The sequence below is a fragment of the Pseudomonas sp. 3B-A001-10F genome (genome assembly GCF_056313565.1).
Map to the genome: position 1 here is coordinate 73,406 of NZ_JBQYFW010000012.1, position 18,635 is coordinate 92,040.

At 59.8% G+C, this 18,635-nt stretch carries 20 protein-coding genes; 9 read left to right on the forward strand and 11 right to left on the reverse strand.

Annotation, left to right across the window (positions count from 1 at the left end; genetic code table 11):
- Positions 1 to 14 precede the first annotated feature (14 nt).
- The 6 genes from AC0ZWN_RS13685 to ffh form a co-directional block, all read right to left on the reverse strand.
- Entirely contained in the window at positions 15 to 428 is a 414-nt protein-coding gene (locus AC0ZWN_RS13685) for an acyl-CoA thioesterase (protein ID WP_476335427.1), read from the reverse strand.
- Between the two features lie 91 nt (positions 429 to 519).
- Complete coding sequence (gene rplS / locus AC0ZWN_RS13690; RefSeq protein ID WP_003175895.1) at positions 520 to 870, reverse strand: 50S ribosomal protein L19; 351 nt, start codon at positions 868 to 870, stop codon at positions 520 to 522.
- A gap of 45 nt (positions 871 to 915) precedes the next feature.
- Complete coding sequence (gene trmD / locus AC0ZWN_RS13695; RefSeq protein ID WP_008081628.1) at positions 916 to 1,668, reverse strand: tRNA (guanosine(37)-N1)-methyltransferase TrmD; 753 nt, start codon at positions 1,666 to 1,668, stop codon at positions 916 to 918.
- A gap of 2 nt (positions 1,669 to 1,670) precedes the next feature.
- Positions 1,671 to 2,207, reverse strand: coding sequence for a ribosome maturation factor RimM (gene rimM / locus AC0ZWN_RS13700; RefSeq protein WP_093436819.1), 537 nt, complete (start codon positions 2,205 to 2,207; stop codon positions 1,671 to 1,673).
- 5 nt (positions 2,208 to 2,212) lie between these two features.
- On the reverse strand, positions 2,213 to 2,464 hold the full coding sequence (gene rpsP / locus AC0ZWN_RS13705; RefSeq protein ID WP_016986371.1) for a 30S ribosomal protein S16: 252 nt from the start codon (positions 2,462 to 2,464) through the stop codon (positions 2,213 to 2,215).
- Positions 2,465 to 2,775: 311 nt separating this feature from the next.
- Positions 2,776 to 4,152: a signal recognition particle protein gene (gene ffh, locus AC0ZWN_RS13710; protein WP_007908988.1), complete on the reverse strand. Its 1,377-nt coding sequence runs from the start codon at positions 4,150 to 4,152 to the stop codon at positions 2,776 to 2,778.
- A 210-nt stretch (positions 4,153 to 4,362) separates the two neighbouring features.
- Here ffh and AC0ZWN_RS13715 point away from each other — a divergent pair, with 210 nt between their 5' ends.
- From AC0ZWN_RS13715 to AC0ZWN_RS13725, 3 genes are all read left to right on the forward strand, one after another.
- Positions 4,363 to 5,175, forward strand: a complete 813-nt coding sequence (locus AC0ZWN_RS13715; RefSeq protein ID WP_034154823.1) for a cytochrome C assembly family protein — start codon at positions 4,363 to 4,365, stop codon at positions 5,173 to 5,175.
- Positions 5,176 to 5,187: 12 nt separating this feature from the next.
- On the forward strand, positions 5,188 to 6,429 hold the full coding sequence (locus tag AC0ZWN_RS13720) for a transporter associated domain-containing protein (protein WP_476335430.1): 1,242 nt from the start codon (positions 5,188 to 5,190) through the stop codon (positions 6,427 to 6,429).
- 256 nt (positions 6,430 to 6,685) lie between these two features.
- Entirely contained in the window at positions 6,686 to 8,002 is a 1,317-nt protein-coding gene (locus AC0ZWN_RS13725; RefSeq protein ID WP_095050339.1) for an MFS transporter, read from the forward strand.
- Positions 8,003 to 8,095: 93 nt separating this feature from the next.
- Here AC0ZWN_RS13725 and purT read toward each other — a convergent pair whose 3' ends face one another.
- From purT to AC0ZWN_RS13750, 5 genes are all read right to left on the reverse strand, one after another.
- Positions 8,096 to 9,277 carry a formate-dependent phosphoribosylglycinamide formyltransferase gene (purT, locus tag AC0ZWN_RS13730; RefSeq protein ID WP_003221968.1) on the reverse strand — a complete coding sequence of 394 codons (1,182 nt, stop codon included), beginning with the start codon at positions 9,275 to 9,277 and terminating at the stop codon, positions 8,096 to 8,098.
- 100 nt (positions 9,278 to 9,377) lie between these two features.
- On the reverse strand, positions 9,378 to 9,845 hold the full coding sequence (locus tag AC0ZWN_RS13735) for a preQ0 transporter (RefSeq protein WP_476335431.1): 468 nt from the start codon (positions 9,843 to 9,845) through the stop codon (positions 9,378 to 9,380).
- 229 nt (positions 9,846 to 10,074) lie between these two features.
- Positions 10,075 to 10,284, reverse strand: coding sequence for a DUF1289 domain-containing protein (locus tag AC0ZWN_RS13740; protein ID WP_093436849.1), 210 nt, complete (start codon positions 10,282 to 10,284; stop codon positions 10,075 to 10,077).
- Positions 10,281 to 10,805, reverse strand: a complete 525-nt coding sequence (locus tag AC0ZWN_RS13745; RefSeq protein WP_134174792.1) for a gamma carbonic anhydrase family protein — start codon at positions 10,803 to 10,805, stop codon at positions 10,281 to 10,283. Before AC0ZWN_RS13745 ends, AC0ZWN_RS13740 begins: the two co-directional genes overlap by 4 nt.
- Positions 10,806 to 10,867: 62 nt before the next feature.
- Positions 10,868 to 11,467: a CoA pyrophosphatase gene (locus tag AC0ZWN_RS13750; RefSeq protein WP_099758082.1), complete on the reverse strand. Its 600-nt coding sequence runs from the start codon at positions 11,465 to 11,467 to the stop codon at positions 10,868 to 10,870.
- Positions 11,468 to 11,614: 147 nt separating this feature from the next.
- On the opposite strand from AC0ZWN_RS13750, the gene AC0ZWN_RS13755 reads away from it, so the two are divergent.
- From AC0ZWN_RS13755 to ptsP, 6 genes are all read left to right on the forward strand, one after another.
- Positions 11,615 to 12,166, forward strand: a complete 552-nt coding sequence (locus AC0ZWN_RS13755) for an NUDIX hydrolase (protein WP_007909002.1) — start codon at positions 11,615 to 11,617, stop codon at positions 12,164 to 12,166.
- Positions 12,167 to 12,279: 113 nt separating this feature from the next.
- Positions 12,280 to 12,795 (forward strand): L,D-transpeptidase family protein, encoded by a 516-nt coding sequence (locus AC0ZWN_RS13760; protein WP_095050942.1) that lies wholly within the window; start codon positions 12,280 to 12,282, stop codon positions 12,793 to 12,795.
- 283 nt (positions 12,796 to 13,078) lie between these two features.
- On the forward strand, positions 13,079 to 13,810 hold the full coding sequence (locus AC0ZWN_RS13765; RefSeq protein WP_093436861.1) for a GntR family transcriptional regulator: 732 nt from the start codon (positions 13,079 to 13,081) through the stop codon (positions 13,808 to 13,810).
- Between the two features lie 40 nt (positions 13,811 to 13,850).
- Positions 13,851 to 14,957, forward strand: coding sequence for an N-acetylglucosamine-6-phosphate deacetylase (gene nagA, locus AC0ZWN_RS13770; protein WP_476335433.1), 1,107 nt, complete (start codon positions 13,851 to 13,853; stop codon positions 14,955 to 14,957).
- Complete coding sequence (locus AC0ZWN_RS13775; protein WP_476335467.1) at positions 14,950 to 15,960, forward strand: SIS domain-containing protein; 1,011 nt, start codon at positions 14,950 to 14,952, stop codon at positions 15,958 to 15,960. The genes nagA and AC0ZWN_RS13775 overlap by 8 nt, the downstream gene beginning before the upstream one ends.
- Positions 15,961 to 16,098: 138 nt before the next feature.
- Positions 16,099 to 18,612, forward strand: coding sequence for a phosphoenolpyruvate--protein phosphotransferase (ptsP, locus tag AC0ZWN_RS13780; RefSeq protein ID WP_476335434.1), 2,514 nt, complete (start codon positions 16,099 to 16,101; stop codon positions 18,610 to 18,612).
- Positions 18,613 to 18,635: the final 23 nt, after the last annotated feature.

Consider the following 18,635-nt stretch of genomic DNA (forward strand, 5'->3'; position numbering starts at 1 on the left):
GACTCTAATCTGGATCAGGCAGCAAACCCGGGCAGCACCGGCACCGGCCGCTTGTCATCATCAATAGCAACAAAGCTGAACTGCCCATGGATCGCCTTCTCGCGGCCATCACAGCTCATGCTCTCGACAAACACTTCCACCTCGACCTTGAGGCTGGTATTGCCAACCTTGATCACCGTCCCGATCAGCTCGACGATTGAACCGGCCGGGATCGCATGATTGAAGTCGATGCGATCGGTGGACACGGTCACCAGCGGCAGGCGGCAGAAGCGCGTGGCGGTGATGAACGACACTTCGTCCATCCATGCCAGCGCTGTGCCACCGAACAGGGTGTTGTGGTGGTTGGTGGTCGGCGGGAAGACGGCTTTGGTTACGCGAGTTACCGAGAGTTCGGTACGGCGCTGGATTTCCTGGTCGCGGTGAGTCATGGTTCTGGCCTGAAACGAAAATACATTGAATAAATTGCAGGCAACAAAAAAGCAGCCCGTAGGCTGCTTTTTTCTGCATCGGAAGCTGGGCTTAAGCCAGTTTTTCCTTGATGCGAGCTGCTTTACCCGACAGGTCGCGCAGGTAGTACAGCTTGGCTTTACGTACGTCACCGCGACGTTTAACAGCCATGCTGTCGATCTGCGGGGAGTAGGTCTGGAAAGTACGTTCTACGCCAACACCGTTGGAGATTTTACGAACGGTGAACGCACTGTTCACGCCGCGGTTACGCTTGGCGATTACAACGCCTTCGAACGCTTGCAGACGGGAACGATCGCCTTCCTTCACTTTCACCTGAACGACAATAGTGTCGCCTGGGGCGAAGGTAGGGATTTCTTTGGTCATCTGCTCTGCTTCGAGTGCAAGGATGATTTTGTTGGTCATGCTGTGCTCCTAAGGTAAATCGTTCGATCTACCATCGATACGTTGTTAACTATCGTCCCGCTCGCGGATGTATTCCTCGAGCAGCTTCTTCTCTTCTCCAGAAAGCGAGCGGCTTTCCAGAAGATCGGCGCGTCGTTCAAAGGTCCTACCAAGGGACTGCTGTAAACGCCAACGCCGGATATGCGCGTGATTGCCACTCAGCAACACGTCGGGAACACGCTGATCCGCATACACCTCAGGTCGGGTGTAGTGCGGGCAATCCAGCAGACCATCCGTAAAGGAATCTTCCTCAGCGGAATCCGCATGCCCTAAAGCTCCAGGCAGCAGTCGTGTAACCGCATCGATCAGGACCATGGCCGGCAGCTCGCCGCCAGACAGTACATAGTCGCCAATCGACCACTCTTCATCGACATGAGCCTCAATAAAGCGCTCGTCAATGCCTTCATAGCGGCCGGCAATCAGGATCAATGCATCCGATTGTGCCAGCTCGCGTACCGCCGACTGAGTCAGTTGACGGCCTTGGGGGGACAGGTAAATCACCTTCGCCGCCTCCCCGGCTGCTGCCTTGGCCTGAACCAGAGCATCTTCCAGGGGCTTGATCTTCATCACCATGCCCGGACCACCGCCAAACGGGCGATCGTCCACAGTGTGATGCCGATCCGTCGTGTAATCTCGCGGATTCCAACAGGTCAGCTGCAAGAGCCCCTGTTTGACCGCACGACTGGTGATGCCGTAGTCGCCGATGGCGGAAAACATCTCGGGAAACAAACTGATCACTTCTACGCGCAAATTAGCCACGTTTAGAAGTCCGCGTCCCAATCCACCTTCATCTCGCCCGCGGCCAGGTCGACAGCCAACACGCATTGCTCCGTATAGGGCAACAGGCGTTCGCGATCATCCAGGCTGCCAGCGCAAGGCTTGACGACCATTACATCATTGGCGCCGGTTTCCAGAAGATGATCGATTTTCCCGAGCAATTGCCCAAGGGTGTCGATGACCTTCAGACCTTCCAGCTGGTACCAGTAGTACTCGCCTTCGGTCAATTCAGCGAACAGATTGCGCGGCACGCAGATCTCATAACCGGCCAGAAGACGAGCTTCTTCACGATCATCAAGACCCTTGAGCTTTGCGACCAGGAACTTGTCGTTCCCGCGTCCACTGACCAGCTCGACCTGTTTCACATTGCCTTCGCGCTTGAGCGTCCAGGTTTTGTACTGCAACAGGTTTTCAGTCGGATCAGTAAAGGAATAAACCTTCACTTCGCCGCGAACGCCATGAACAGAATAAATTTTGCCAATAACGATCAAATCATCGGCAACAGCAGGCGTCGCGTTCATATTGCTCAGGCCGCAGCCTTGGCAGATTCCTTCAACAACTGAGCAACGCGCTCAGAAGGTTGTGCACCAACGCTCAGCCAGTAGGCTACGCGCTCTTGGTTCACGGACAGACGGGTTTCCTGACCACGGGCAACAGGGTTGAAGAAACCAACCTGTTCTTTGTGGGAGCCGTCACGCGGGTTACGCGAGTCGGTTACGGTCAGGTGGTAAAACGGGCGCTTTTTGGAGCCGCCAAGGGCAAGACGGATTGTTAGCATGTGAACATCGTTCCTGTAGTCGGTGCTGCAAATCTAAATGCACAGCGGGCATGGGTGCCCGAAAGGCCGCATATTCTAAGGAATATCCGGACTTTTGCAAATGACTTTTTCCGGCGCCTATGGCATGCCGTGCAGATCTGCATATAGAGCCATCGATGAAAACGGCCAGTCAGCTCCCGCCGAGTGCGGGTTTGCTGTTGATCCCGCATCCTTGCGGGGCCTGCGCCGGTGCGACGACCGGCGAGATTCCAGTATCCCGTCTCACCCATTTCACTCACTTCTGGCGAGTGAAATGGGTGAGACGGGACACCTTACATTTTTGGCATGCCGCCGCCGGGCAACATTCCGCCCATGCCGCGCATCATTTTCGCCATACCGCCCTTGGCGGAGAATTTCTTCATCATCTTCTGCATCTGCTTGTGCTGCTTGATCAAGCGACCGATGTCCTGCACCTGGGTGCCGGAACCCATGGCGATCCGACGCTTGCGCGAACCGCTGATCAGCTCAGGGTCGCGGCGCTCGGCCGGGGTCATGGAGTTGATGATGGCTTCCATCTGCTTGAACTGCTTCTCTGCGGCGTTCTGGGCATTGCCCATTTGCGACAGGTTGACGCCGCCGATGCTCGGCAGTTTGTCCATGAGCCCGCCGAGGCCGCCCATGTTCTTCATTTGTTGCAGCTGATCGCGGAAGTCTTCGAGGTCGAAGCCCTTGCCCTTCTTCAGCTTCTTGGCCAGTTTGTCGGCCTTGTCCTTGTCGAGCGTCGCTTCAGCCTGTTCGATCAGGCTGAGCACGTCGCCCATGCCGAGAATCCGCGAGGCGATACGCTCAGGGTGGAACGGATCGAGCGCTTCGCTCTTCTCGCCCATACCGATGAACTTGATCGGCTTGCCGGTGATGGCGCGTACCGACAGGGCGGCACCGCCACGGGCGTCGCCGTCGACCTTGGTCAGGATCACACCGGTCAACGGCAGTGCATCACCGAAGGCCTTGGCCGTGTTGGCCGCATCCTGACCGGTCATGGCGTCAACCACGAACAGGGTTTCGACCGGGTTGATCGCGGCGTGCAACGCCTTGATCTCGCCCATCATCTCTTCGTCGATGTGCAGACGACCGGCGGTATCGACGATGACCACGTCGATGAATTTCAGTTTTGCTTCTTTAATAGCTGCGGTGGCGATGTCGACCGGCTTCTGGCTCAGGTCGGACGGGAAGAACGTCACGCCGATGTCGTTGGCTAGGGTTTCCAGCTGCTTGATCGCCGCAGGACGGTAGACGTCCGCCGACACGACCATGACCGACTTCTTCTTGCGCTCTTTAAGGAAGCGCGCCAGTTTGCCAGCGGTGGTGGTTTTACCCGCACCTTGCAAACCGGCCATCAGAATCACGGCGGGCGGCACAGCGCTCAGATTCAAATCTTCGTTGGCCGCGCCCATCAGGCTTTCGAGTTCGGCCTGGACGATCTTCACGAACGCCTGGCCCGGCGTCAGGCTGCGCGACACCTCGGTGCCGACAGCGCGCTCCTTGACCGAATTGACGAAGTCCTTGACCACCGGCAGGGCGACGTCGGCTTCGAGCAACGCCATGCGCACTTCACGCAGGGTGTCTTTGATGTTGTCCTCGGTCAGCTTCGCCTTGCCGGTGACATGGCGCAGCGTCTGCGAGAGACGGTCGGTTAAGTTTTCAAACATTGCGCGATCCTTTCAGGCCCTGTGTAGACCGGGATAATGGCGGCCCAGACCGGAATCAACATGTGCTCGGCGAGCCTGCGGCGTGGGCAGGTCGCGGATTATAGCGAAGACTGCGGCTGGCGGACACCTCGCTGTCAGCTTCCTGAGTCTTTCGTGCCATGGCGGTTCTATGCCAAACTCAGCCCCTTTCGGGCCTGCCTAACAGGATTTATGCTCCCCTTGTCACCCAGTTTATTGACCACTCTCGCCGCCGCCCTTCTATATGCCGCTGCGACCCTTTATCAGAGCACTCGTCTGGCCACTGGTGCCAAGGCGAACAAACGCCTGCTGGTTAGCCTCGGCGCTCTCGCCGTGGTGGCCCACGCTGCCAGCCTGCTCACGCATCTACTGACCCCGATCGGTCTGGGCCTGGACTTCTTCAGCGCCTCGAGCCTGATTGCCGCGGCAGTGATCGCGCTGACACTGATTGCCTGCTCGCGAATCCCGGTGGAAAACCTGCTGGTGCTGCTATTTCCGCTGGGCGCGATCACCGTGCTGCTGGCGCAGTTCGCGCCGACCGGCACCGTGCAGATCATCGACGAAGAGCCGGGCATCCTCGCGCACATTCTGTTGTCGATCCTCGCCTACGGCATGTTCACCATCGCCGTGTTCCAGGCCTTGTTGCTGCTGGTGCAAGACCACCAGCTCAAACACAAGCACCCGTCCGGGCTGATCAAGAATTTCCCGCCGCTGCAAACCATGGAAAGCCTGCTGTTCGGTTTCCTCTGGGCCGGCTGGACACTGCTGTCGCTGTCGCTGATTTCCGGCTGGCTGTTCGTCGAGAACCTGTTCGCCCAGCATCTGGTGCACAAGACCCTGCTGGCGTGCCTGGCCTGGATCGTCTTCAGCGTGTTGTTGTGGGGCCGCAATCGCCTCGGCTGGCGCGGTCACAAGGCGATTCGCTGGACCCTCGCCGGTTTCTGCCTGCTGATGTTGGCGTATTTCGGCAGCAAACTGGTTCGTGAATACATCCTGCACATCTGACGGGCGGCATAAATGGACGGTTTGCCCCTAGGGCCGATGCTCGCGGTATTTGTCCTGCTGATTTTATGGTCGGGGCTGTTTACCGCCGTCGAAATCGCGCAGCAGCACCTGCTTGCGCAACGCACCGCCTCGCGCGCCAGCGATAAGCCGCTGGCGAAGCTGAGCTTCCCGCTCGACAGCCTTATTCTCTGCAATACCCTGTGCCGCGCACTTGCGGTCGTAATAGCGACGTTGCTGGCAATTTTCCTTTGCGAAGAAAATGGCCCGTGGGCTGCGTGCCTCGGTGCCGGGGCAATCCTGCTGGTGTTCGCCGATTACTTCCCACGTACCGTCGCTCAGCGTTACCCCGATGCGGTGCTGGCGTTCGGCAATACCTTGCTGGCGGTGCCGCTGAAGATTGTTTATCCGTTTGCCTGGCTGTTCAGCCGTATCAGCGGTTTGCTGATGAGTCCGTTTGTGCGCAAGGTTCAGGTCGTGCAGCAAAGCGAAGATGACTCTCCCGTCGATCGCTACGACGATCCAGAGCATCCAGTGCGCGCGCACCCGGTCTCAGGCATTCATGCGCTGGACAATATTACGGTCAACGACATTCTGGTGCCGCGCAGTGACGTCGACGGCATCAACCTCGATGACTCGATCGAAGAAATCATCGAACAACTGCGGCATAACAAGCGCACACGCCTGCCGGTGTTCCATAGCGACATCAATCAGGTTGAAGCGGTGCTCAACACCCGGCAGATCCGGCACCTGCTGAACAACGGCGATCTGTCGCGCGAAGCACTGCTGGCCGCTAGTTACGAACCGTACTTCGTGCCGGAAAGCACGCCGCTGCAACTGCAACTGCTGAACTTCCACAAGCAGCAGCGGCGCCTGGGCATGGTCGTGGATGAGTACGGCGAAGTGCTCGGCATCGTCACGCTGGAAGACATTCTCGAAGAAATCGTCGGCGAGTTTGAAAGCGAGCACAGTCTGGATAATCCGCATATTCATCCACAGGGCGATGGCCGCATGGTCATTGACGGTGCCGCGTCGATCCGCGAGTTGAACAAGTGCCTGGGTTGGCATTTGCCGAGCGATGGGCCGAAAACGCTGAATGGGCTGGTGACTGAAGCATTGGAGACGATTCCGGAAAGTGCCGTTTGCTTGAAGATCGGGCGTTATCGGCTGGAGATTCTTGAGACTGAAGAGAACCGGGTTAGCAAAGTGCTGATTTGGCACACCTCTTCTGTGCCTGCTTTGGTGCCTGCCCGATAAAAATCAAAAGATTGGGCCGCGTTCGGACGATCTTTTGCTCTTGTTTGATTGTTAGCCTCCTTCCTATAATCGAAACGCTTATCCAAGCCCCCGCCGAACCTTGTGCTTACCCCGCACCCAACAGGTTTCGGCCATTTCTGTTGTACTCCGGCGACTGTTCCTACCTGAAACAGCGACCGCGCCTCATCCCACATCCCTGGGTGCTCGACCATAATAATTCGCTCCAACGGAGCTCATGACTGTCAGGGATCACCGCATGACGACCAGTACCGCTTACAGCGCCACCGCGCCTGCCCAGCCGACCAACTCCGCCACCCGCGTGGCGACGGCGAGTTTTATCGGCACCGCGATCGAGTTCTACGACTTCTATGTTTACGCCACCGCCGCCGCTTTGGTGATCGGGCCGGTGTTCTTTCCACAGACCTCTGGCACCGCGCAGATGCTGTCGGCGTTCCTGACCTTCGGCATCGCCTTCCTCGCCAGACCGCTGGGTTCGGCGCTGTTCGGCCACTTCGGTGACCGTATCGGGCGCAAGTCGACGCTGGTGGCCTCACTGCTGTTGATGGGCGTGTGTACGACGCTGATCGGCGTGCTGCCAGGTTACGCCACGATTGGCGCCTGGGCGCCGATTCTGCTGTGCGTGCTGCGCTTCGGACAGGGCCTGGGATTGGGCGGTGAATGGGGTGGCGCTGCATTGCTGGCCACGGAAAACGCGCCGAAAGGCAAGCGTGCGTGGTTCGGCATGTTTCCGCAGCTCGGACCTTCAATCGGCTTTCTCGCCGCGAACGGTTTGTTCCTGACCTTGGCCATGACCCTCGATGACGAGCAGTTCCGCAGCTGGGGCTGGCGGATTCCGTTCCTGCTCAGCGCAGCGCTGGTGATGGTCGGTCTGTATGTGCGATTGAAACTGCATGAAACACCGGTGTTTGCCAACGCCATCGCCCGTCAGGAGCGGGTGAAGATACCGCTGGTCGAGCTGTTCAGTCAGTACTGGGCGCCGACATTGCTGGGCGCGGCGGCGATGGTGGTCTGTTATGCGCTGTTCTATATCTCGACGGTGTTCTCCCTGAGTTACGGGGTTTCCACACTTGGCTATAGCCGCGAAACCTTCCTCGGGCTGCTGTGTTTTGCCGTGCTGTTCATGGCTGCCGCGACACCTTTGTCAGCCTGGGCCAGCGACCGTTACGGGCGCAAACCGGTACTGATCATCGGTGGCGTGCTGGCGATTCTTTCCGGGTTCCTGATGGAGCCGTTGCTGACTCAGGGTTCGACCTGGGGCGTGGCGCTGTTTCTGTGCATCGAGCTGTTCTTGATGGGCGTGACGTTTGCACCGATGGGCGCGCTGTTGCCGGAGCTGTTTCCGACTCACGTGCGTTATACCGGTGCTTCGGCGGCGTATAACCTGGGCGGCATAGTCGGGGCCTCGGCGGCGCCGTTCTTTGCGCAGAAACTGGTGGCGATGGGCGGTTTGAGTTATGTCGGTGGGTATGTGTCGGGGGCGGCGGTGCTGAGTTTGATTGCGGTGCTGTGCCTGAAGGAAACACGTGGCAACGATCTGAATCAGGTTGCCTGACAGAAGATCAAAAGCTTCGCGAGCAGGCTCGCTCCCACATTGGAATGCATTTCCCTGTGGGAGCGAGCCTGCTCGCGAATGTCGCGACGCGGTTTAAAGCTCTACCACGACCGCCTGAGCAGCACGGGTCGCCTTGGCACGAGCAGCCTCGATCGACTCATCCCGCGCCAGCGCCACGCCCATGCGGCGCTGGCCATTCACTTCCGGCTTACCAAACAGACGCAACGCCGTATCCGGCTCGCTCAGAGCAGCGCCGAGGTTGGCGAATGCGGTCTGCGTCGACTGCCCTTCCACCAGAATCACTGCCGAAGCCGACGGCCCGAACTGACGGATCAGCGGCACCGGCAGGCCCAGAATTGCGCGAGCGTGCAGGGCGAACTGCGACAGATCCTGCGAAATCAAGGTCACCAGGCCGGTGTCATGCGGACGCGGCGAGACTTCACTGAACCACACTTGATCACCTTTGATGAACAGCTCAACGCCAAACAGACCACGGCCACCCAGCGCTTCAGTTACCGCTTTGGCAACGCGCTCGGACTCAGCCAGCGCAATCGGGCTCATGGCTTGCGGCTGCCAGGACTCCTGATAGTCGCCCTTCTCCTGACGGTGACCGACCGGCGCGCAGAACGTGGTGCCGCCGATGTGGCGCACGGTCAGCAGGGTGATCTCGTAATCGAAATCGATGAAACCTTCGATGATCACCCGGCCTTTGCCGGCGCGACCGCCCTCTTGCGCATAATCCCATGCCTTCTGCACGTCATCAGCGCTACGCAGCAGGCTCTGGCCTTTGCCCGACGAACTCATGACCGGTTTGACGACGCATGGGAAGCCCAGGTCCTGAACGGCTTTGCTGTAGTCCTCGAAGGTGTCGGCAAAGTGGTACGGCGAGGTCGGCAGATCCAGCTCTTCAGCAGCCAGACGACGGATGCCTTCGCGGTTCATGGTCAGTTGCGCAGCGCGTGCGGTCGGGATCACGGTGAAGCCTTCGGCTTCCAGTTCGACCAGTGTGGCGGTGGCGATCGCTTCGATTTCCGGCACGATGAAGTGCGGCTTCTCGGCTTCGATCACGGCACGCAGGGCAGCGCCGTCGAGCATATTGATCACGTGACTGCGATGGGCAACCTGCATGGCTGGCGCATTGGCGTAGCGATCGACGGCAATCACTTCAACGCCCAGGCGTTGCAGCTCGATCACCACTTCCTTGCCCAACTCACCACAGCCACACAGCAATACGCGGGTCGCGGTTGGCGACAATGGAGTTCCGATACGGGTCATCTCAGGTCCTCAAAGAAGCGGATCATCGAGGAAAGCAACGCCAGACGCGCTTTCCATGGGGAGAAAGCGCGGCATTTTACATGAACCTGAGGCTTTGGCTTCAGCCGGCGACGGCCTGTTTACGCTCGCGCCAGGCCATGATCAGCCAGACGGCAGTGACGCCGGCGAATTTAGAAGCCAGAGCGGTGATGATCACCGGCGGCGTCAACAGGTCGATCATGCCGAAGAAGATGAAGGTATCGATAGGAATGCTCAGTGCCGAACTGATCCACAAGCGGTCGCGCAAGGGGCGCTTGGTGATGCTGAACACCAGCCAGTCGATGATCTCGGACACCGCAAACGCCGTGGCACTGGCCAATGCGATCGACGGATCGGAGGTGACATAAGACAGCACCAGCGCCGCCAGCATCGCCACCAACGCACCGTGGCCGAAACGGGTTTGCACCATATCGCGCAGCACGAACACCAAGCCGCCCCAGGCCGACCAGATGATGTCCAGGTGTGGCGCGGTGGAGAAGGCGAAGTTGATCAGCACAACGCTGCTGATGTAGGCGATGAGGAAAATCATGGAGGTGACCTGTCAGATTGGCGCACAGATTACTGGACCGGCAGATCAAGAGCCACCCCCTCACCCCAGCCCTCTCCCCCAAGGGGGCGAGGGGGAAAGGGAGCAGATCGGGGGCTTTTCAAAACCTGAGTTCGACTCAATCGTTCAGGTCGATGTAGTTCGAACTATCAACTCGGTCAGTCCCCTCTCCCTCTGGGAGAGGGTTAGGGTGAGGGCCATCCCAAGCCGATCACGATTTCGAAGGGATCATCCACACCAACCCACTCGCCTTCGCCCGCTCATGACACAACCCCAGCACCACGCGGCGCTCGTCGTTGGTCATACGGCCCCAGCGGGTGATCTCCGCGACCGTACGCTGGCAGCCAGTACAAATGTCATCCTCATCCAGCGCACAAATATTCACGCACGGCGAGGCAACGGGTCTCTCGGCTGTGTTCATTCTTCCTGCTCAACCAGATCGCGGGCATAGCGCTGCGAGTTATGCACATAGTGGGCGGCGCTGGCTTCGAGCATCTTCTTCTGCGCCTCGGTCAGTTCGCGCACGACTTTGCCCGGCGAGCCCATCACCAGCGAACCATCCGGAATTTCCTTGCCTTCACCAATCAGCGAGTTGGCGCCAATGATGCAGTTTTTGCCAATCTTCGCGCCGTTGAGAATCACCGCGTTGATGCCGATCAGGCTGTAATCGCCAACCGTGCAGCCGTGGAGCATGGCGTTGTGGCCGATGGTCACGCCCGTACCGATGGTCAGCGGAAAGCCCATGTCGGTGTGCATCACCGTGCCGTCCTGGACGTTGCTGTTCTTGCCGATCAGGATCAGTTCGTTGTCGCCGCGCAGCACGGCGTTGAACCAGACGTTGGCGCCCTCTTCGAGTTTGACCTTGCCCACCAGTACGGCATTGGGGGCGACCCAGCTTTGTGGATGGGTCTCGACACGGGCGTCGCCCAAGCGGTATTTCATCTTGTTTTCCTCAGGGCTCACGGTGAATGGCCATTCTGCCGATGGCTCAGGTATTGATGCGTTCAAATATCAAGAAAGCTTTTCGGCGGTTGGTGCAGGCTGATCTTGGCGTCATAGAGCAGATTGATCAACTCGACGATCATGATCGCCGTCAGCCCCCAGATCTTGTACTCGCCAAAGCGGTAGCTCGGCACGTACCAACTGCGACCCTGATAGTCGATGCGGTGCGTGTGTTCACGGGGGTCTTTGCGGAAGAATTCCAGCGGCACAGTGAACACCGCAGCAATCTCGGCATCGTTGGCCAGATACTCGACAAAATCGGGGATGACGCCGACATACGGCGTGACCTTGATGCCGTGCAGGGAGATCAGCGGACTGAGCGGGCCGATGATTTCAACCAGGCCGGGTGGCAGGCCGATCTCTTCTTCGGCTTCGCGTAGCGCGGTGAAGATCAGGTCGGGGTCTTCCGGGTCGCGACGGCCACCGGGGAACGCGACTTCGCCGCCGTGGGTCGAGAGCCCGCTGGCGCGCAGGGTCAGTACCAGTTCCGGCTCGTCACTGCGGGTGATCGGCACCAGAACGGCGGCCTCGGGGAAACGGGTGTCGGTCTCCAGCGTGCGCGGTGTGTGGTTGCTAACCCTATGCAGTAGCTCGTCCAGCATGAGTGTTCTCGATCTGTGCCTTACTCTGCATCATGCACCAATCGTTGCAAGCGCCCAAGCCCCCGAAACCCGCCGTGTCGCGAAACGACAACTTGCCGACCGGCACCGCTGCACGCCAAGATAGGCGCAGCATTCAGGAAGCCCAGCATGAAATTTTGCAGCCACTGCGGTAACCCGGTCACCCAGCGCATTCCCGAAGGCGATTCGCGGCTGCGATTTGTCTGTGACAGCTGTCAGACCATTCACTATCAAAACCCCAATATCGTCGCCGGTTGCGTGCCGACCTGGGGCACGAAAGTGTTGCTCTGCCGCCGCGCCATCGAGCCGCGTCTCGGCTACTGGACCTTGCCCGCCGGCTTCATGGAGAACGGCGAGACCATCGAGCAGGCCGCCGTACGCGAAACCGCCGAAGAAGCCTGCGCCCGGGTACGCAACCTGAGTATCTACACGCTGATCGACGTACCGCACATCAGTCAGGTGCATGTGTTCTTCCGCGCCGAACTGGTCGACCTGGACTTTGCCGCCGGCCCCGAGAGCCTCGAAGTACAACTATTCGACGAAGCCGACATTCCCTGGGACGAGCTGGCTTTCCGCACGGTGGGGCGTACCTTAGAATGCTTCTTCGCTGATCGGCGTATCGAGGCGTATCCGGTTCGGTCGGAATCGATTCCTCCGTTGGCGCAGCCGGTCATTATTTAATCAAGACATTGGCGTGATGGCCGACAAAAAGATCGCAGCCTTCGGCAGCTCCTACATGTACACATACATATAAAATGTTGGTTATCCGCGTCACTCCCTGGGGAATCGTTTCAATGCGCTGGTTGCTTGCCCTGTTTTGCCTGTCGTTCGTTACCGTCTCCCAAGCGTCCTTCGTGACCACCGTGACGCCTTCGAATACACCTCTTATCGAAAAAGTTCTGGTGCTTAAATCCGCGCATCAACTGCAGTTGATCGCCGACGGCAAGCCGCTGAAGACCTATCGCATTTCCCTGGGCAAAGGCGCGAAGAAAGGTCCGAAACTGATAGAAGGCGACAAGCGCACGCCAGAAGGTTTCTATTGGATCGACTGGCGCAAGACCAGCGACAAATTCAATCTGTCGATGCACATTTCCTACCCGAACATCAGCGATTCGGCCCGCGCCCGGCGTGAGGGCGTCGAGCCCGGCGGGATGATCATGATCCACGGCACGCCGGATTCGGAAGAGACCCCGGAAGACCTGTTCCACACCCTGGACTGGACTGACGGCTGCGTCGCCATGCGCAACGTTGATATGCGCGAAGTATGGAACCTGGTGCCGGACGGCACGATGGTCGAAATTCGCCCTTAAACCCTGACCACTGGTCACCTGCAAAAAAATAAATCAAAAGATCGCAGCCTGCGGCAGCGCCTACAGAGGTGATACCACTCTCAACTGTAGGCGCTGCCGCAGGCTGCGATCTTTTGCTTTTTATGGGTCAACACTAATACCACTTGAAACCACACCCCCTAAAACCCTCCATTCCATTGGGCCAAAGCCCATTTCCGTGCGTTGACATGGTATTCAAGTGGTATTAATTTCCGCCCCACAAGCGAGCCACAACAATCCTATACTCGCGACGGAAATGCCCTACATGAACGACCTCCATACCCTACGCCCGGACGACTCCCAGCCGACGCCGCTGTACCTGCAGTTAGCGCGCAATCTGGAAGCAGCGATTCATGCCGGGCAGTGGAAGTCCGAGCAGGCAATGCCCTCGGAACGCAACCTCAGCGAGCAACTGGGCATTTCCCGAGTGACTGCGCGCAAGGCGCTGGAAGTTCTGCTTGATCAAGGCCTGATTCGTCGCCTGCAAGGTTCCGGCACTTTCATCACCCCTCGCCTCGAACAACCGCTGTCACGCCTTTCGGGTTTCAGTGAGATGCTGCGCCTCAAGGGTTTTGTGCCCAGCTCGCAATGGCTGGAACGCGAAATCACCCTGCCGACCCACGAAGAACTGATCCGCCTCAGCCTGTCGCCGAACGACAAGGTCGCGCGCATGAAGCGTCTGCGCAAAGCCGATGACACGGTCATGGCCATCGAAATGAGCACCCTGCCCGCCTCGATCATGCCAAAGCCGCAATTGGTCGGCGATTCGCTCTACGAATACCTCGACGGCATCGGCAAGCCGATCGTCCGCGCCCTGCAGCACATCCAGGCGATCAACGCCTCTGACGAGTTCGCCGCACTGGTCGGCATCGCCCCCGGCACCGCGATGCTGCTGATGACCCGGGTCGGCTACCTCGAAGACAACACCCCGATTGAAGTCACCGACACCTATTGCCGCAACGACTACTACGACTTTGTTGCAGAGCTTCGTAGATAAAGAGCTGCGTCGTTAAGCGCGGCCAAAAGCGAGAACCAAAATGTCCGAAGACAACATCCTTACCGCCAGCGGCTGGATTCGCGGCCGGCTGGTCCACGAACACGGCAAAGTCGTGTCGATCGAAGGCGTGCCCTGCGATCCGGCCGACAATGACCTGCCGTATCTGCTGCCGGGTTTCATCGATCTGCACGTCCACGGCGGCGGTGGCAAAGACATCATGGAAGGCGCCAGCGCCTTCGAGACCATCACCAGAACCCACGTGCGTTTCGGCACCACCTCGCTGCTGGCCACCACCATGACCGCGCCGAGCGCCGAGATCTCCAGCGTCTTGAAAGAAGTCGGAGAGTTCTGCGAACAGCGTCCGAAAGGTGCCGCGCGAGTCCTCGGCGTACACCTCGAAGGCCCGTACATCAATCCAGGAAAACTCGGCGCGCAACCGAACTTCGCCCACACCGCGTTAATGGCCGAAGTCGAAGAATACCTGACACTGGCGCCGATCCGGGTGATCACCATCGCCCCGGAAATCGCCGGTCACGACGCGTTGATTCGTGAGCTGAGCAGCCGTGGCGTGCGCATGCAGATCGGCCACACCCTCGGCAGTTACGAGGAAGGCGTTGCCGCACTCGATGCCGGCGCGACCAGTTTCACCCATCTCTATAACGCCATGAGCCCTCTGCATCACCGCGAGCCGGGCATCGTCGGCGCCGCGCTGGCCCACGCGAAATTCGCCGAGCTGATTCCGGATTTGCTGCACGTACATCCCGGCGCGATTCGCGTGGCTCTGCGCTCGATCCCGTGCCTGTATTGCGTGACCGATTCGACCGCTGCCGCCGGCATGCCCGACGGTGAATACAAGCTCGGCAGCCACACCGTGACCAAATGCCTGGGCGGCGTACGCCTGCCCGACGGCACGTTGGCCGGCAGCACGCTGACCATGGATCAGGCCCTGCGTAACTTGGTGAAGATCGGTTTGCCGATCGCCGAAGCCTCGCAACGTCTGTCGCAATTCCCTGCCGACTATCTCGGCATCACTGAACGCGGGCGCCTGCAACCAGGAGCCTGGGCCGACTGCGTGCGGCTGGATCGCTCACTCACACTGACCGCCGTCATGGTCGAAGGAGAAGACATTGACTTCAAAAATGCTTGAGGAGGCGCTGTCCTCGTTCGAGGCCGTGCAAGCCCAACTGCAACAGCTCGACCCGCAAATGATCGAAATTGCCGGGCGCCTGCGCCGTCAGCCACCGCAAGTGGCAATGACCGTTGCGCGCGGCAGCTCCGACCACGCGGCGAGCTACTTCGCCTACCTGACCATGCAGCAACTTGGCGTGCCGGTGGCGTCGTTGCCGATGTCGGTGGTGACCATGCAGCAGGCGCCGTTGAGGGTCAGCGGTCAGGTCGCGTTCGCTTTTTCCCAGTCGGGGCAGAGCCCGGATCTGGTCAACAGCTTGCGTCTGTTGCGCAAGCGTGGCGCGCTCAGTGTGTCGATGGTCAACGCCGCCGATTCGCCACTGGAAGCCGCGTGCGAGTTCAGCGTACCGCTTCTCGCCGGTACTGAAAGCAGCGTCGCCGCGACCAAAAGTTTTATCGCCACCCTCAGCGCCAGCGCTCGTTTGATCGCGCACTGGAAAGAGGACAACGAATTGCTCGAGGCCGGCAACGCCCTGCCTGAAGGCCTGCGCGAAGCGGCGAAACAGGACTGGAGCATGGCCATCGAAGCGCTGCGCGATTGCGAGCGTTTGATGGTCATCGGCCGTGGCGCCGGTTTTGCCATTGCTCAGGAAGCGGCGCTGAAATTCAAGGAAACCTCGGCGATTCAGGCCGAAGCGTTCAGCAGCGCCGAAGTCCGTCACGGCCCGATGGCACTGATCGATGAACACTACCCGTTGCTGGTTTTCGCCCCACGCGGTGCCGAACAGGCCGGCCTGTTGAGCCTCGCGGCGGAAATGCGTCAACGCGGCGCTCACGTATTGCTCGCTGCGCCGGACGATGTCAGCGAGCGCGACCTGACTCTGACCCGCGCCGAGCACCCGGCCCTTGATCCGATTCTGGCGATCCAGAGCTTCTACGTGATGGCCGCCGGTCTGGCCGTGGCCCGTGGCATGGACCCGGATCAGCCACGTCACCTGAGCAAAGTGACCCGCACGCATTAATTGAAGCAAACCTGTAGGAGCTGCCGAAGGCTGCGATCTTTTGATTTTGATTCACAGAAAGACAAGATCAAAAGATCGCAGCCTTCGGCAGCTCCTACAGGGGACATCGAACCGAGATATAACCGATGAGACCGAGCCATGCACAACAACAATAAAGAGCTGACCCTTAGCGCCCCGCTCAGCGGCCCGGTGCTCACGCTCGCCAAAGTCCCGGACGCGGTGTTCGCCAGCGGCGCGATGGGCGACGGCATTGCCATCGACCCGATCAACGACACGCTGTATTCGCCGTGCGCCGGAATGATCATTCACGTCGCCCGCACCGGCCACGCGCTCACCGTGCGTGCCGACAACGGCGCGGAGATCCTTCTGCATCTGGGCCTCGATACCGTTGAGTTGAACGGCGAAGGCTTCTCGATGCTGGTCAAGGATGGCACCCGCGTCAGCAAGGGCCAGCCGTTGTTGCGCTATGACCTGGACAAGGTCGGCCAGCAATGCAAAAGCCTGGTCAGCCTGTTGATCCTGACTAACAGCCAGGATTTTCAGGTGCGGCCGATTACGCTCAAAGCAGTGAAAGTCGGCGAGCCGTTGCTGCACATTATTGCGCGCAACGGTTTGGCGGCGAGCGCAGCAGCCATCGACGGGCCTGAGGTTCATGGCCATGTTCTGGTGGCCCATCGCGGTGGTTTGCATGCCCGCCCGGCTGCGTTGATTCGGCAGACTGCGCAAGGGTTCAAGAGCCAGTCGCAACTGCACTTCGCCGGCAAATCGGCGCCGTGCAACAGCCTGATCGGTTTGATGGGCCTGGCGGTTGGCGAGCAGGATGAAGTGCAGGTCAGCTGTCAGGGGCCGGATGCTGAAGCGGCGTTGCAAGCGTTGCTTACGGCGCTGGCCACCGCGCTGCCGGATGATCATCACGCTGCGGCGCCGGTGAGTCTCGCGTCGCTTAAACGCCCAGCCGAGGCTGGCGTGTTGCACGGTGTCTGCGCCGCGCCAGGACTGGTTGGCGGGCCGCTGTTTCGTTTGAACGCGATCAGTTTGCCGGCGGATGCGGGCAATCATGATCCGCTACGGCAACAGCAGGTGCTCGACACGGCGCTGACTCAGGTCCGCAACGAAATCGACGCCACCCTCGCGCAAGCGAAAAAACACAGGAATGCCGACGAAGAAGCAATCTTCGCCGCGCATCTGGCACTGTTGGAAGATCCGGCGCTGCTCGACGCTGCACAGCGATCCATCGAACAAGGTTGTGCGGCAACTCACGCCTGGAGCCAGTCAATCGACGTGCAGTGCGAAATGCTGCAGCACACCGGCAGCGCGCTGCTGGCCGAGCGCGCCAACGATCTGCGTGACCTCAAGCAACGGGTGTTGCGTGCGTTGCTCGGTGAGGCGTGGCATTACGACGTGCCGGCCGGCGCCATTGTTGCCGCTCATGAACTGACGCCTTCGGATCTGCTGCAACTCAGCGCGCAAGGCGTTGCCGGGTTATGCATGGCCGAGGGTGGCGCGACTTCACACGTGGCGATTCTCGCTCGCGGCAAAGGTCTGCCGTGCATGGTGGCGTTGGGTTCTGCGTTGCTTGATCAGCGACAAGGCCAAGCGGTGGTGCTCGATGCCGACGGAGGACGCCTCGAACTGACGCCAAATGCCGAACGTCTGGCTGAAGTTCAGCAGGCGCAACTCGACCGTCAGCAGCGCCGCGACGCACAGCAAGCCAAGGCTCACTTGCCGGCAGAAACCCGCAACGGCGTGACCATCGAAGTCGTCGCCAACGTTGCCTCCAGCGGTGAAGCGGTAGATGCCTTCGCCAACGGCGCTGATGGCGTTGGTCTGTTGCGCACTGAGTTTTTGTTCGTCGATCGTCAGACCGCGCCGGATGTCGAAGAACAGCGTGCGGCCTATCAAGGCGTACTGGACGCGATGGGCGAGCACCCGGTGATCATCCGCACCATCGACGTCGGCGGCGACAAGCAACTCGACTACCTGCCGCTGCCGGTCGAGGCCAACCCGGTGCTCGGCCTGCGCGGCATTCGTCTGGCTCAGGCGCGCCCGGAAATCCTCGACCAGCAACTGCGCGCGCTGCTGCAAGTCAGCCCGCTGCGCCGCTGCCGGATCCTGTTGCCGATGGTCACCGAAGTGGATGAGTTGCTGCACATCCGCCAACGCGTAGATGCGTTGTGCCTGGAGCTGAAGATCACCCAACGCCCGGAAATCGGCGTAATGATCGAAGTCCCTGCCGCCGCATTGCAGGCCGAACAACTGGCCGAACATGCGGACTTCCTTTCCATCGGCACCAACGATCTCTCCCAATACACCTTGGCCATGGACCGCGACCACGCAGGCTTGGCCGCTAGGGTCGACGCCCTGCACCCGGCGCTGCTGCGCCTGATCGCCATGACCTGCGAAGGCGCGGCGGTGCACAAGCGTTGGGTCGGCGTCTGCGGCGCCCTCGCCTCCGACCCGCTGGCCACACCCGTTTTGATCGGCCTCGGCGTGAGCGAACTGTCGGTCAGCCCGGTGCAGATCGGTGAAATCAAGGACCGCGTGCGTCAACTGCACGAAGCCGAATGCCAGCGCCTCAGTCGTGACCTGCTCAAGCTGAGCAGCGCCACCGCCGTGCGTCACGCCTGTCATCAACATTGGCCTCTGCGCTAACAAAAACAAAAAGGACAAACGCC

Excerpts from the sequence above, each read along its gene's own strand:
- AC0ZWN_RS13735 (WP_476335431.1), bottom strand. The coding sequence starts at position 9,845 with ATGATTTTCCTCATCGCCTACATCAGCAGCGTTGTGCTGATCAACTTC.
- AC0ZWN_RS13765 (WP_093436861.1), top strand. The coding sequence starts at position 13,079 with ATGAACGACCTCCATACCCTACGCCCGGACGACTCCCAGCCGACGCCG.
- AC0ZWN_RS13760 (WP_095050942.1), top strand. The coding sequence starts at position 12,280 with ATGCGCTGGTTGCTTGCCCTGTTTTGCCTGTCGTTCGTTACCGTCTCC.
- AC0ZWN_RS13715 (WP_034154823.1), top strand. The coding sequence starts at position 4,363 with ATGCTCCCCTTGTCACCCAGTTTATTGACCACTCTCGCCGCCGCCCTT.
- rimM (WP_093436819.1), bottom strand. The coding sequence starts at position 2,207 with ATGAACGCGACGCCTGCTGTTGCCGATGATTTGATCGTTATTGGCAAA.
- AC0ZWN_RS13750 (WP_099758082.1), bottom strand. The coding sequence starts at position 11,467 with ATGCTGGACGAGCTACTGCATAGGGTTAGCAACCACACACCGCGCACG.
- AC0ZWN_RS13745 (WP_134174792.1), bottom strand. The coding sequence starts at position 10,805 with ATGAAATACCGCTTGGGCGACGCCCGTGTCGAGACCCATCCACAAAGC.
- AC0ZWN_RS13725 (WP_095050339.1), top strand. The coding sequence starts at position 6,686 with ATGACGACCAGTACCGCTTACAGCGCCACCGCGCCTGCCCAGCCGACC.
- AC0ZWN_RS13685 (WP_476335427.1), bottom strand. The coding sequence starts at position 428 with ATGACTCACCGCGACCAGGAAATCCAGCGCCGTACCGAACTCTCGGTA.
- purT (WP_003221968.1), bottom strand. The coding sequence starts at position 9,277 with ATGACCCGTATCGGAACTCCATTGTCGCCAACCGCGACCCGCGTATTG.
- nagA (WP_476335433.1), top strand. The coding sequence starts at position 13,851 with ATGTCCGAAGACAACATCCTTACCGCCAGCGGCTGGATTCGCGGCCGG.
- AC0ZWN_RS13720 (WP_476335430.1), top strand. The coding sequence starts at position 5,188 with ATGGACGGTTTGCCCCTAGGGCCGATGCTCGCGGTATTTGTCCTGCTG.
- rpsP (WP_016986371.1), bottom strand. The coding sequence starts at position 2,464 with ATGCTAACAATCCGTCTTGCCCTTGGCGGCTCCAAAAAGCGCCCGTTT.
- ptsP (WP_476335434.1), top strand. The coding sequence starts at position 16,099 with ATGCACAACAACAATAAAGAGCTGACCCTTAGCGCCCCGCTCAGCGGC.
- ffh (WP_007908988.1), bottom strand. The coding sequence starts at position 4,152 with ATGTTTGAAAACTTAACCGACCGTCTCTCGCAGACGCTGCGCCATGTC.
- rplS (WP_003175895.1), bottom strand. The coding sequence starts at position 870 with ATGACCAACAAAATCATCCTTGCACTCGAAGCAGAGCAGATGACCAAA.
- AC0ZWN_RS13740 (WP_093436849.1), bottom strand. The coding sequence starts at position 10,284 with ATGAACACAGCCGAGAGACCCGTTGCCTCGCCGTGCGTGAATATTTGT.
- AC0ZWN_RS13755 (WP_007909002.1), top strand. The coding sequence starts at position 11,615 with ATGAAATTTTGCAGCCACTGCGGTAACCCGGTCACCCAGCGCATTCCC.
- AC0ZWN_RS13775 (WP_476335467.1), top strand. The coding sequence starts at position 14,950 with ATGCTTGAGGAGGCGCTGTCCTCGTTCGAGGCCGTGCAAGCCCAACTG.